The sequence below is a fragment of the Shewanella sp. NKUCC06_TVS genome (assembly GCF_019345515.1).
Lineage (GTDB): Bacteria > Pseudomonadota > Gammaproteobacteria > Enterobacterales > Shewanellaceae > Shewanella > Shewanella oncorhynchi.
Genome location: NZ_JAHKQX010000029.1, coordinates 1 through 12,743, shown reverse-complemented (window position 1 = coordinate 12,743; position 12,743 = coordinate 1). Strand labels below are relative to the sequence as shown.

Annotated in this window: 14 protein-coding genes and 2 pseudogenes; all 16 read left to right on the top strand. The window is 41.3% G+C overall.

The genetic code is table 11. The features are described from left to right. Window positions 1-661, top strand: a pseudogene (locus KO531_RS22060) (hypothetical protein); the annotation flags it as partial. Then, window positions 648-881, top strand: coding sequence for a flagellar biosynthetic protein FliQ (locus KO531_RS22055; RefSeq protein ID WP_173248286.1), 234 nt, complete (start codon window positions 648-650; stop codon window positions 879-881). The pseudogene KO531_RS22060 and the gene KO531_RS22055, both read left to right, overlap by 14 nt. A gap of 40 nt (window positions 882-921) precedes the next feature. Further along, window positions 922-1,296: a hypothetical protein gene (locus KO531_RS22050; RefSeq protein WP_219252240.1), complete on the top strand. Its 375-nt coding sequence runs from the start codon at window positions 922-924 to the stop codon at window positions 1,294-1,296. Between the two features lie 119 nt (window positions 1,297-1,415). After that, entirely contained in the window at window positions 1,416-2,258 is an 843-nt protein-coding gene (locus tag KO531_RS22045; protein ID WP_251069042.1) for a hypothetical protein, read from the top strand. Window positions 2,259-2,454: 196 nt separating this feature from the next. After that, window positions 2,455-2,733 (top strand): type III secretion system inner rod subunit SctI, encoded by a 279-nt coding sequence (gene sctI, locus KO531_RS22040; protein ID WP_263162474.1) that lies wholly within the window; start codon window positions 2,455-2,457, stop codon window positions 2,731-2,733. Next, window positions 2,733-3,278 (top strand): type III secretion protein, encoded by a 546-nt coding sequence (locus tag KO531_RS22035; protein WP_173248282.1) that lies wholly within the window; start codon window positions 2,733-2,735, stop codon window positions 3,276-3,278. Before sctI ends, KO531_RS22035 begins: the two co-directional genes overlap by 1 nt. Next, entirely contained in the window at window positions 3,265-3,756 is a 492-nt protein-coding gene (locus KO531_RS22030) for a regulator (RefSeq protein WP_173248280.1), read from the top strand. Before KO531_RS22035 ends, KO531_RS22030 begins: the two co-directional genes overlap by 14 nt. Before the next feature lie 29 nt (window positions 3,757-3,785). Further along, the gene (locus tag KO531_RS22025) at window positions 3,786-4,274 is read left to right on the top strand and encodes a regulator (protein WP_198572421.1); all 489 of its coding nucleotides are present in this window, start codon (window positions 3,786-3,788) and stop codon (window positions 4,272-4,274) included. Between the two features lie 168 nt (window positions 4,275-4,442). Continuing rightward, complete coding sequence (locus KO531_RS22020; RefSeq protein ID WP_173248276.1) at window positions 4,443-5,630, top strand: hypothetical protein; 1,188 nt, start codon at window positions 4,443-4,445, stop codon at window positions 5,628-5,630. Between the two features lie 20 nt (window positions 5,631-5,650). Next, window positions 5,651-6,823 carry a hypothetical protein gene (locus KO531_RS22015; protein ID WP_219252238.1) on the top strand — a complete coding sequence of 391 codons (1,173 nt, stop codon included), beginning with the start codon at window positions 5,651-5,653 and terminating at the stop codon, window positions 6,821-6,823. Between the two features lie 156 nt (window positions 6,824-6,979). After that, a complete protein-coding gene (locus KO531_RS22010; RefSeq protein ID WP_219252237.1) occupies window positions 6,980-8,023 on the top strand; it encodes a VspD in 1,044 nt (347 codons plus the stop codon). Between the two features lie 14 nt (window positions 8,024-8,037). Further along, the gene (locus KO531_RS22005; protein WP_173248270.1) at window positions 8,038-8,844 is read left to right on the top strand and encodes a type III secretion system protein; all 807 of its coding nucleotides are present in this window, start codon (window positions 8,038-8,040) and stop codon (window positions 8,842-8,844) included. Between the two features lie 38 nt (window positions 8,845-8,882). After that, on the top strand, window positions 8,883-9,389 hold the full coding sequence (locus tag KO531_RS22000) for a hypothetical protein (RefSeq protein ID WP_028759493.1): 507 nt from the start codon (window positions 8,883-8,885) through the stop codon (window positions 9,387-9,389). Between the two features lie 7 nt (window positions 9,390-9,396). After that, window positions 9,397-9,816: a hypothetical protein gene (locus KO531_RS21995; RefSeq protein ID WP_049821674.1), complete on the top strand. Its 420-nt coding sequence runs from the start codon at window positions 9,397-9,399 to the stop codon at window positions 9,814-9,816. Window positions 9,817-9,821: 5 nt separating this feature from the next. Next, window positions 9,822-10,388 carry a hypothetical protein gene (locus KO531_RS21990; protein ID WP_219252236.1) on the top strand — a complete coding sequence of 189 codons (567 nt, stop codon included), beginning with the start codon at window positions 9,822-9,824 and terminating at the stop codon, window positions 10,386-10,388. Window positions 10,389-10,968: 580 nt separating this feature from the next. After that, window positions 10,969-12,743 (top strand): annotated as a pseudogene (locus KO531_RS21985) (hypothetical protein); the annotation flags it as partial.

Here is a 12,743-nt window from a genome sequence, read left to right as displayed (position 1 = left end):
GAATGCTCAAGTGTCAACGATGCTGGTTGGCAAATCCTTGATAGTAGAGCAACCAGTTGTGAATTCAGAACAGGCTACGCGCTCACTGACGACACCACCCCAGTCTATGGCAGCAGTGCCTCAACCTACTCAGTCGTCACCAATTAAATCACCACCAATAAGTCGGTTGGCGGCTATGGAGGGGGAGTCTGGAGTGAATCTTCAAAAGCAATCAGAATTAACAGTTGCTCACTCTAATGTACCTGTTTTGGCTCGAGTACAGCGAGAATCGAATGCTAATAAAGGCTTATCCGCCGGAGAGAAGAAAGAAGACCCGGTTATTAAAGCTTTTGTACCAGTTCATTCAAATTTAGAAGTAAAGGAGGGAGGTCAGCACATAAATAAGGTTTTTATTGAGGAAAAATCTTCAGTTTTAGTAACTCAGATGGAATTACCAAGTCTAGGTTCTAAACTTGTGGCGATTGGAGCTGTGAGTGCAGGCATGACTGTCCAACCTGTATTGTCTTCGTTGATGCTGCATTACCAAATCGCACCCGAGTATTTTACCCAATATGCGCAATTGAACACCTATCGAGTATTTTTTCGCAATAAGTACTACGTATTCCAGTTTGAGGATAACAAAGTGACTAACTTTCTTGAGGATTATTATGACCGTCATTGATGTCACAGCGGCATGCTTAGACATTCTCAAGAGTGCGATTATTATTTTTTCGCTTAGTTTTGTCGTCACGGGAGTTATTGTCGGTCTGTTGCAAACTGTGTTTAGTGTGCAAGATCCAGGCTTACCTATGGCGGCTAAATTAGTTGTATTTATCGTTTTACTTACACAAGTTGGCGGTGGGATTTATGATCAATTCCATCTGCTTTTTGGGCAACTCTAACATTGAATAATTAAATATTAACTTTTAAACGGAAGGTATTATGAAAAAACTCAGAGAAATTGTTTATAAAACACTCGTAGATGATTTTAATGTGTCACCAAGCTTATTATCTCGCATCGAGGGTGATGATCCTATCGCAATCGAATTGAATGGCGGAGAAGAGATATTTGTTTATATTAATGATAGAACATTGCAAACTTTTATTGAAATCCCCTTGCGTGATCAACGCATGCTCAAAAATAAAGCACCTAAAATAATCGAGAGTCTCATGTCTGATGAAGACGTTTTCTTCAATATAAAGAAAGAGAAATTAACAGTAGTGACAGAGTTTTCCGCAGATATCGCTAATGTAGAGCGAGTGTTGGCCGGTAAGCTGAAACTGTTCAATAGCATGGTGGCTTATATTAAGGTTTAATCATTAAGCGACATAAAATATTAGTATATTTATTCAATTCCTCATAAAATAATTTTAAGGTTTATATGCCAATATCATCTACCTCTCCATTGCCATATATGTCAAATGTGAGTCAGAATTTGACGTCGGAAAAATTGTTAAGTGACTTAAAAACGAACATAAAACAGGTTCGTAATTTACCTAATGGTGTTATCTATAGCCCATTTAACAATGAAGATATGGTAATTCAAGCTATTGGAATAAATACAGCAAGAGTACTTAATGGAAAGCAGCCGTTACCTATGATTTGCTCGATGTTAAATAGAGGTGCATTGAAGTCAACAATCAGTGATGTTAAATCAACAGAATTGTCCGGCAGACTGAAAGATGGTGCCGTGTATGAAAATAAAATGACCTCTTATATTAAAGCTATTGGAATTAAAGATGTGCATGCTGCTTTCCCATCAGAAATAAAAAGGCTCGGTGAATACCAATCACTTAATCAGCTCGAGGTTATTGACCCAAAATCCTTACCGGATAATAGTATTAAGAATATTTATGTCATTGGTCATGGTGAAGCTGGTCGACCACATTTATACGAAACAGTAAAGTGTGGCAGTGCAAGTAAATCGATAGATAATGTCATGTGTGAAATACATAGTCTTGTAAGGCAGAAAGCTAACGCTGATGTAAAAATAAAAATGACGGCGTGTGAGAGTGCTGACAGGGAGACGTTGCAATCTTTTAAACAGACAAATGACATTGTCCAGAGAAAAAAAGGTGTTGAACCTTTGGCCAATAGTGCAAAAACTGAAGCCGATAAGTACTTTCCTAAAGCGCGCGTATTCGGTTATCACGGATTGGGTATTAGTCGTGGAAGCGAGTATGTTTCGCAAGCTAGATGTTTGGATGCTGATTTTGATAAGACGACAGGTAATGTATCCAAATGGGTAAAAGCCAGCACTGTAAGGAAAGAATTCTAATCATCTAAATGATGCTATCACTAAGCCGTCTTGTTTGTATTTTGAGCATCAAGGGTTAGGTGTTTGATTAATAAGACGGATATATTTTCAATAAGATAATGAATTTAAAAGTAAATTTTTTACTCGTGTTTTTTCACTTTGATTCCAGTTTGTTCATTTGCTTGCTAACGATGGCAGCGGTTAAATATCAAACATTGTGAAGCGTATTGATTTAAAGAGTTGTTTAGAAATGGTAGATCTTAATGTACAAGCGATACAACCTTCTGTATTTGAAGATACCTTTAATAATATTGGTGAAGGTTTTCAAGAGATTATGAATAATTTACAGAAGATAAATGATGGAAAAACGATTACCTTGCAGGATACGTTGGCCTTACAGCAATCGGTATTTCATTACAGCATGTATCAGGAAACAGTAACTAAAATTGCTTCGAAGTCTGCCACTGCAATAAATGATGTCATGAAGGCCCAGTGATGAAAAAACTGTACTGGATAGTTTTTCTTGTACTCTTTGGATGTAATGATCAGGGCCGAGTAGAAGTTGCCAATTTTGATTCCGCTGATGCAGCGAACAAAGTGGTTGTTCTGCTGGCCCGATATCAGGTTTCCGCTTCTTTATCTATTAGTAAGGATCGTCATCTTGTCTATGTTGATAAAGATCACTTAGCTCAGGCGAGAGAAGTGTTAACAAAATTCAATTTCTATTTTGAACGAGAAGATCTCAATGATCTGCTTGAGTCAAAATTTGCTAGCTTGAGTAAGTTAGAGATAGTGAAGGGAAACTTGCTTGAGAGCCGCGAAATATATAACAAAATTAGTGTTATTCCCAATGTGCTACGGAGCAGTGTTATCGTCACTGGGGAAAAAAATAAGCGAGTCTCGGTTATTATTTTTAGCTTTGATGAAATCGAACGTGAAAATAAGTTGAATATTGAGCGTTTTTTGAAAGGCTTAGTTTCAGAGTTGGATACATTAACTGTCAGTTATTTTTTTCAGAATACGGGTAATGAAAAAGTATAAAAAACTTCATCAAACATACTTACATTATTTACTGGTCAATCGGCGACTTTCCCCGGATCAATATAGTGTGCTTACAACACTAACCGAGAGTGAGGTACAGGTATGGTTTACACCTAGACGTTCAAAAATTACTGCTTTAGTGAAAGTATTGGGTAGCGTAGTCATATACCAAGCTCGCAAAGGTGACGCGAGTGATCGCTCTTGGCTGCTGAGCAAGCAATATCTCAATCAAAGTCAATATCTCTGGTCAAGTACACTAGGAATTAAACTCGATTCTAATGTGTCAAAAAATATGTGCACCCAAAAACTTGGAGTAGCATTATTGGCTATTCACAATCCACGTCATGCCATCATTTGGGCTTTAAGACTAGGTATATCACTGCCAGAATCCATATTAGCAGTAAAATCTTCTACTAGACTTGATGCCTTTATCTTACAAGTCGCCAAGGATACAGATATCGAACTCAGCGGCGGGTAAAATAACCGTTAAAATTGGATTGAATTTATATGAAAAAAAATACAATACGCCCAGGTGAAACCTGTGATGACTTTTTTGAGCTATTGAGTGGCACAGTCATTGAAAAAGATATTGCAGCTATGCGTAAGTCGCAGAAAATCACAATAACTCAACTAAAATCAATTTATGAATTAGGGGTTAAGTTTTATACTGAATTCCAATTTAAGGAAGCTGAGATTGTTTTTTCTGCCTATGTTGGTTTAAATCCGTATGATCATCGAGGCCCCGGATGTCTAGCTGCCATTTTTTTGGAAAAAGGGCAATTTAAAAAAGCTTTGGAAGTGCTAAACATATTAAAGACTTTCCCGACAAATGATCTAGATGAAACTATTCTCAACATTTCTTTGTGTCATTATAAGTTAAATGAATATACCGAGGCTAGTGTTACCTGGCTTATTGTAAAAGAAGATAATTTAAATGATTTCTATCTGCAACGATATCATTATCTTAAGTCGCAGCTGAGCCCGTATTTACCTTAATTATAGATAGTATTGCAGAGTCAATATGAAACAACCATTTGAATCTAAGTTTTTTCTTGAGATATAAGCCAATTTCATGACTCACACATTTAGCTGTTCTGTGTGAGTGCATTCCCAACCTGTACCATCAAGAGGATACAGGATTCTTAAATTGTAGAGACTCTATAAATGATAGTGAATAATGCACGAGTGTTATCAGATGCGCTAAATTTTGAACAAAAAAGTTCATCTTTGACTGATGCCGATAAAAAAAATCTAAATGATATAGAAAAGTTAGTTAAGTCTGCCTCCCAGCAAGAAGAAAAAACAAATAAAGCTCTGCCATTTACTAAGAGTGAGCCATCTCCATTTCAGACGCTTGCTACTTTTGCTGCCCATCAGAAAGAAGTTGTACGCTCAATGGTTGGCCTGAGCTCTGAAAGCGCGATCGCCTCTGCTTTGGCGGGAAGCATTGAAGCTTATGGTAAACAATTAGCACATATACAAGGTTGGACAACTGGCGGTCTGCCAATGTTCGAAAGTGCAATGAGAGAAATGTTCGAAGGTTTTCTGAAAGATGGTATCACAGGTAATGAAATTGAAGATTTATTTCAGCTAGCCATTATGGATTACATTTCACACTCAGCTGACTTTCCAGATCTCACGCCACAGATGATGGAAGACATGATGCATTTTTTAGAGAGCACGGGTTCTGGTTCACATGGATATCATGAGGGCTGGAATGGACAGAAATTCGCAGATAAAAGTACAGCTATCTTTGACTTTATGTTGAAAAATGCTCCGAAAGACAGCCTGTGTAATGAAGTACTGACATTTTTAAAAGATAAACAAGGCGCACCATCTGCATTAGTCGACCACTTTAAAAATAATTTTGAAAATAAATATTCGTTTATTGGTGATGCTGGATATCCAAGTGATGCAGGTGTCTCGCCTATGTTACGTATGGCACTAATGGCTGCCTATTTAAATAAGTATCCTGACGTAACGCAAGATACGATAAATTTATTTCTCACTGGGTCAGTGGGTGAGTTGAATGACTTTATTAAAAATAATACACCGGGCGGAAGTTATACATCTGCTATGGATTTTCTCTTTAAAAATGATGGTCACGGGGAAGATAGCGGTTGGCGTGAAGTCACTCAAAATGGGCATAAGGTGATTGATTGGGAGGGGGTTGGATTGGATTCCGGTTATTTTAAAGATATGTATACCGACTTTCCACCACGCGAGTTAACCGATGAAGATATTAAAGAAATTAACCGTATCGGCGATCAAGTGAAAATGATCCAGCAGACCCTTAAGTACTGGATTCAGATCTGCCGGGATGAACTCATGGCATTTGCTAGAAATATCTAACAATCAACAGGGAGTTTGCTATGAGTATTAATGGTGTTTCTGGTCTTCAGCCCCAGTGGACAGTGCCGTCTACAACCGAAAATGCACCACTTAAAGCTATGGTGCCTGTCGCGAATGAATCTAAGTTGGCGATTGCTGACCGTGCGCTCGCCTCACTCGATGTCGAAACGGGGGATGTAACAACGCTATTAATGGTTGCGGCGCAGCAGAAACAAGTGGTGATGGCTATGGCGGGCCAACATTCCGAGGCCGTTATTGCTTCGGCTCTTGCGACGAGTATTGAGGGCTATGGAAGTCAATTAGACATCGTTAATAAGTGGACCAGTGGTGGAAAACCTGCATTCGAGGCCGCCATTATGCAGATGTTTACTGCTATGAAAGAGGGCGGGATTAACGGAATTGAGTACGAGAACATGTTCCAGCTGGTGCTGCTCGATGTGTTGAGTAATAGTAAAGAGTACGGTTTAGAAGACGCTAACTTCTTGAAAGAATTGGGGACTCTACTGGAAAAAACTGGTAGTGGCAGTCATACCAATTGGGATTTTACCCCTGAGCAATTGGGGGCGAAGGTCAATAATGTTTGGAGTACTCTGAATAGTGCGATTCAGGGGGGGAAAATTCCAACGGATAGCATTGCTTACCAAGCTATGTCAGCTATGAGTGGCGGCAATATCTCATCGACGACGCCCACAGAGTTATCGCGTCGCTTTACCTCATCTGTGTATAACGATCCCAATGCCGGCGGCTGGATCACCAGCGGCCTTAACGATATTAGCCCTATGGCAAGAATTGTGTTGCTGAGCGCGTTAAATGGTGATCAAACAGTATCGGCAGCCGAGGTCGAGACCATTCTCACTGGCAGTAAAGCAGAGGTTGATGGATTACTCACTAAATTAGCCAATATGGATGCGATGGCGTACTTGTTCAGTGCTAAGTGTCCTGGTTGGCAGAATTCGTCGGACACAAATAAGCCTTTACCACCTGGAGTGACTCAGGCCTTCGATTATGACGGAACGATTCAGGCTCAATATTTAACAGATCTTTATAAAAACTTCTCGCCTAGACAGCTTACTGATGAAGATATTAAAGAAATTAACCGTATCGGCGATCAAGTCAAGATGCTGCAGCAGACCCTTAAGTATTGGATTCAGGTCTGCCGTGATGAACAAATGGCATTCGCAAGGAACATCTAAAGAGTCGTGTTTGTATTAAGTACAAAATAGAAGGGCATGGTAGCACTGGGAACATGCCGCTCGCATCGCGAGAATTTAGATGTGCAAGCTCACTTCAGTAACTCTGATAGTGAGTGCGCATCTATTCCCAGTATCGTCACATGAAAGGAAATAACTATGAGTACATTCATGATTACCGTCGCTGCGCCAAGCATTATTGGTACAGTCGATGAACAGAGCCAGAGTGTTCAGCGCCAAAACACTGCTGCGACAGAATCGGCTAAGCCGAATCAACCCTTACCAGGCAATACGATTGGAGTGTCCGATAGTCAGCTCTGGCGCATGGTGCAAGAGAGTATGAAACTGGCCGCTGAAGCGTTTTCTGGTACCGGTAAAGAAAACTCTGAAGCGAAAAAAACACTGATAGATATTCAAAAAAATGCTCAGATCGATGCGCTTAAAGAGCGTATGGCGCAGATTGAAGAACAGAAGCAAGCCCAAAAGAGCCAAGGCATTTGGGGCAAGATTGCTATGGGATTAGGTTTTCTTGCGGCAATTATAATGGCGCCATTCAATCCTGTTATGGCTGCAGTGATGATTGGTTTCATGATTGCTTCGATCGTATTGCCTAAAATTGTCGATAAGATTATGGAAGCCGCAGGTGTCTCTGAAGAGATCAGGGGCTATGTATCAATGGGATTAGAGATTGCTATTGGCATTATCAGTATGGTGGTCAGTTTCAATCCTGGGAACATGATGGCGACTGCGGGTAAGGCTGTTGCGAGTGGGGCTGCGAAAGTCGCAACTATGGTTGATAAGGCTGTCGACGCAGTTAAAACGTTGAAGTCATTCAGCACTATATCGACAAAAATTCAGGGTATGGTCAACAAAGTTATGAAGTTGATTGAGCCTTTACTCGATAAGATTAAGTCATTTGCAAGTGGTGGCGAAAAGCTGACCTCAAAGATTGCTCAAGCAAGTTCGGTTACTTCAAATGCAACTTCAGTCGTGAGTAGCGGTTACGCGATTAAGTCTGCCGACATTACAAAAGATCTTGAGATTGCTAAAGCAAACCAAGAGGAGTTGGAAACACGTATCCAGCAAATCTTGACCATGCTTAATCAGGCGTTGCGTGCGGTAAGCCATGCTTTTGAATCACTTTTTAAAGTTAATAGTGATCAGCGCGAATACAACGACAAGATTATTTCAATCAATATGTAAGAGGAAGCTAATTTATGAATTTAGTACAAATGAGTGCACTGTCACTACCATCGACAAAATCTGAAGAGACTTCTTCTGTTAATAATCTCAAGCCGATAGATCAAAAAGCATGGGGCAGTTATGAAAACTCATTGAAAGAGGCCAACAAAGGCTCGGTATCAATGGCTGATTTACTGGCACTTTTAGCACAAATTATCGAGTCGTCTCAACAGGTTCGCGCTCAAGTGATGAAGAATCGCATTGGTGAAGCTGTTGCTACGTCAGAGTTGGCGACTATGCTCGCGCAAGATAAATCTCAAGATGCCAAATTACGCTTCGGTATTACCTTAGCGTCATCTGTGGTTAACATGGGAATGACAACAGCAGCAACTGTTCGAATTGGCCAAACTAAAACGCTGAAGGATAAACACTTATCCAAAATGGGCGACCGAGGGGCTGCGGATACAGGAGGAGTCAAGTTATTAAAAACGACGGATCTTGAGTCTGGTAAAGTCACTAATGTTGATAAGTCTCCTAAAGTCTCAGATCTAACAGCAAAAGAGCTTAATCAATACAGTGCTAATCTTCAGCAGCAGCGTACTGCCAAGTACAACTCTGTCACTCAAATGGGTGGAATGGCTGATGGTATGGTTGGCAATGCAAACGAAATTCAAAATGCTGAACAGGTGAAAGTACAAGAAGAGACTCAAGCGAGCAAAGACTTGAAAGAGAAGTTTGATGCTCAGCTTGATCAATATATTCAAGATCTGACTGCTGAAGCGGTGAAGTTAAATGAGATCCTTGAAGCTGTAGCGAAAGCGAGTTTAGTGACTAACCGATAATACGGAGCAGAGCGAGCCTAAGCTCGCTCTGATTAACTATGCTTCGACCCGTTTCTTTTGCCGTGACACAACGCACCGAAAAAATTTCGGATATTAACCGAACTCAGAAGGCTGGTGACCACCGCCAGCCTCGCCGAGTAAAAGATATAAAGCAAGTCGACAAGCGAACTAAAAAATATCCTCGTCTGTTCCGGGTTAAACGTAAAAATTTAACATTGGATCAGCAAAGGCAATTTGCTCGACAGCTTAATAGCTATCAGCTCAAGGCGTTACGCGATTGGCAAGGTTTCTCTGATAATTTACTTGATGTTAAATCATTAAATGATGCTCAACTTTGGATATTACATGCGGCAGAGCACTGTGAGCACTTATATCCATTAACGTTAAGAAAACAGCTTAAAAAATATATTGCAGATGTTAAGTCTTCCGCAGGGGATATGGATGCTAATAGCAAAACAGTGCAGCAACTTGTCGCTTATGAACATAATTTAGATGGTTTACTGTCATTATTGGCTTTATGTCGCCGTTACTATATTCAAGAGTAAAGTATAAATGCCTACAAATAATCGCCATGTTCGTATCTCGCATTGTCACTTAAAGGGCAAAACACTTGATCCTTATCAGTTATTAAAAGCCAAGTCAGAACGGCTTAGTTGGAATAGATTATCTGATGTGGAGATATATGCCGATAAACAAGCGGTAATAGAATGGTTTGCTATGTTGCGCGATTATTCTGAAACAACAGTTAAAGCGATTGTGGTAGAAGGGATACTAGATAGTCAATTTCATAAAATTACCTTTATTTTAACATTAGTACAAAGTGTTGATTTTGAAGAGGTGACTTCGAAAGATGCTTATCAACAGCTTTATGACTTTGTTTGCAAAACACCTGCTGGAATACGTGATTGGATCGATGATATAGATTTTAAAATGAGTATGGATGTATTAGCACTGTTATCTAGGAATCGGTGAAATATATGAAACACAAACGCGTCAATCTCATGCCAAAATATGAGATGAAGCCAGCAATTTACCGAGTAGTTAATCAAGTTGCTGGAACGACTTTTAATAATAAAGAAATTCGAGTTGATGTAGGTGCTATATGTCATCGATTTCAGCAGCAGGATTTAATGTTACTCAGTTTAAAGCATGCAGGTATCGATGCTGAACTATATGTTTCTTTATGCGAAGCAGGCAGGTTGCTCGGTTTAGATGTGAACCATCTCGAACAGGATTACTTATCCTATGTAATCACTCAAGTCTTAAGCCAGTATGGATTAGCGTTTAAATCATATCCTGAGATGGATATAGATGAGTTGCCTCTGTTAATGAGTTGCCAACTTATTATAGGAGATTTCAATATATCTGCATTGTTAAAAGTGGATACACTCATTATTGATGCTAACTATTTGAAAACTAGTTTATCTTCATTACCGAAAACGTTAGTTCTTATGGCATCTTGTACTATGTTTAAAACTAGTCTTAGTGTTGAAGAAATATTGTCGTTAACTAATAATGACCTTGTATTGGTTTGTCCAAAGTAAATGAAACCTAGAACGTGTGACTACATTCAACAATTTTTACAGCGCCTCGAAAAAAATGAGAGTGTTATTTTTAGAGATTACCCAGACAATCTATTGCTGCCAGTTTTTCCTTTTTTCCAGTTAATACATCTCGTTAACTTGGAGGCCGTTATTGATCTTATTTTACAATTTGAAATGGCCTCAAAAGGTGTATTTATTCGTGTTGATGGATTTCTTACTCTCACAATAGCTGAGCAAGATTATTCCGAAGATAATGTGAGACGGTTAAGCATTAATTTATTTGAAAAGATGAGATTTTAATATGGCACTTAATCCAGCGTTGACTCGTAGTACTTCTATGCCAGAGTTATCACGTTTAGACTGTGAGGCTCTACCTAGGAATATAGCACGATCTACCTCTTTATTGGACGTTAGAGCTCCAACACTTAGATCTGCGGAACCTCAAATTCCAGAGAGTGTCTCTACTGCCCCTAGTATTTTGGAGACGGAAGAGCCTCATTCTAAAGTTAAGCCTAAAAAGATTAAAGAAAGCACTAAAAAATCAAATAGAGTGAGCACAGAGAAAAAGGCTAAGTTTCATTTGGCTGCGATCGCCGGTGCCGTAACAATCGGTACTGTGTTAGCTCCCTTCACCTTAGGATTTAGTTTATTACCGACGGTATTTGTGGTGATGTATGGTAATGCATCTGCGATAGCTATGTATGGTGGATCCCAATTTGTCGCTGGCGATAAAGAGAAGAAAAAAGCCCCGTTGGAGCCGCCTAAAGTTGATGCCCCCAAAGATTTACCAACTAAGCGCCCTTTTCATTTGCCTTCCCTGGCCGAGCTACCGGAACCTAAGCATACAGAAGATGTGACGGACAAAGACACCGAACGCGGAGATGTTTTTAATAACTGTTTTAACAACGTTAATAACTTTCATAACAGTTGGTATGTCTTTATTAACTCTTCCAAGGATCCAGACATTAATCTGGTTTCAGAAGATCAAGTTAAGACCCCTAACGAGTCGCATGTTAATAATATCGGCACGCAAACAACTGATGCAACATCGATCGGGCGGGTCACGTTCCCCTTTGCTGATGCTGCTGAAGTCACTGTTGTCGAGACGCCAGTTAAGGAGCGTCAAGCGCGATTAAAGACGTTAATATCTGAGTGCCAAGAGCAAGCAGATCCGCAGCTGGTAACCTTATTCAATTTACTTCTAAGCGGGGATGATGCATGTGCTCAAATGGTCGAAATAAAAGGGAAAGATGGTGCTACAGCGTATGCTGTTATTCCTAATAGTGAATCATTGGTTATTGATGAACACGATCGTGCGACGGGATCCGATTTACCTAGGCCTTTAGCAGGTACAACAACGAAAACCACAACGCCAGTTACGACGCAAACGGACGATACCCCTGCGACAGTGATGGGCAACGGTTCGCCATCGATGACAGATGTAACAGATGATGGCACTCAAACCGATGTGCCCACAGTAGTCGCGGATACACCGACGAATGCGGGGACACCAGCTCGTCCGCCTGTCGCGGCGAAGACCACAAACACGCCTTCAATGTCACAGACGGATGGCGTGCCTACGGACGATACCCCTGCGACAGTGGTGCCTGAGGCGAATGCTGCACAAGGATACACTGGCCGTAAATGGGAGGTGAGTAGTTCAACACCTGTGAATCTGAGCCACGGTGCGCAAACGGGCAGTAATTACACCCAAGGACCTAGGCGTAATTTAGGGACAACCCCAGATGCAGCGCCGAGTACCGCGACTGGTCATCCTCGTGGTCCCGCGGCTGGCAATGGCAGCGGAACAACCCCACCAGTGATGGGCAACGGTTCGCCATCGATGACAGATGTAACAGATGATGGCACTCAAACCGATGTGCCCACAGTAGTCGCGGATACACCGACGAATGCGGGGACACCAGCTCGTCCGCCTGTCGCGGCGAACACCACAAACACGCCAGTTACGGCACAGACGGATGGCGTGCCTACGGACGACACGCCTGCGACAGTGGTGCCTAATTCGGATGCAGCGCGAGGATACACTGGCCGTAAATGGGAGGTGAGTAGTTCAACACCTGTGAATCTGAGCCACGGTGCGCAAACGGGCAGTAATTACACCCAAGGACCTAGACGTAATTTGGGGACAACCCCAGATGCAGCGCCGAGTGCAGCGACAGCTCATCCTCGTGGTCCCGTTGGTAATGGCAGCGGTACAACCCCACCAGTGATGGGCAACGGTTCGCCATCGATGACAGATGTAACAGATGATGGCACTCAAACCGATGTGCCCACAGTAGTCGCGGATACACCGACGAATGCGGGGACACCAGCTCGTCCGCCTGTCGCGGCGAA

Coding starts and splice junctions, on each gene's coding strand:
- KO531_RS22015 (WP_219252238.1), top strand. CDS start 5,651: ATGAGTATTAATGGTGTTTCTGGTCTTCAGCCCCAGTGGACAGTGCCG.
- KO531_RS22000 (WP_028759493.1), top strand. CDS start 8,883: ATGCTTCGACCCGTTTCTTTTGCCGTGACACAACGCACCGAAAAAATT.
- KO531_RS21990 (WP_219252236.1), top strand. CDS start 9,822: ATGAAACACAAACGCGTCAATCTCATGCCAAAATATGAGATGAAGCCA.
- KO531_RS22005 (WP_173248270.1), top strand. CDS start 8,038: ATGAATTTAGTACAAATGAGTGCACTGTCACTACCATCGACAAAATCT.
- KO531_RS22020 (WP_173248276.1), top strand. CDS start 4,443: ATGATAGTGAATAATGCACGAGTGTTATCAGATGCGCTAAATTTTGAA.
- KO531_RS22030 (WP_173248280.1), top strand. CDS start 3,265: ATGAAAAAGTATAAAAAACTTCATCAAACATACTTACATTATTTACTG.
- KO531_RS22050 (WP_219252240.1), top strand. CDS start 922: ATGAAAAAACTCAGAGAAATTGTTTATAAAACACTCGTAGATGATTTT.
- KO531_RS22025 (WP_198572421.1), top strand. CDS start 3,786: ATGAAAAAAAATACAATACGCCCAGGTGAAACCTGTGATGACTTTTTT.
- KO531_RS21995 (WP_049821674.1), top strand. CDS start 9,397: ATGCCTACAAATAATCGCCATGTTCGTATCTCGCATTGTCACTTAAAG.
- KO531_RS22010 (WP_219252237.1), top strand. CDS start 6,980: ATGAGTACATTCATGATTACCGTCGCTGCGCCAAGCATTATTGGTACA.
- KO531_RS22055 (WP_173248286.1), top strand. CDS start 648: ATGACCGTCATTGATGTCACAGCGGCATGCTTAGACATTCTCAAGAGT.
- KO531_RS22035 (WP_173248282.1), top strand. CDS start 2,733: ATGAAAAAACTGTACTGGATAGTTTTTCTTGTACTCTTTGGATGTAAT.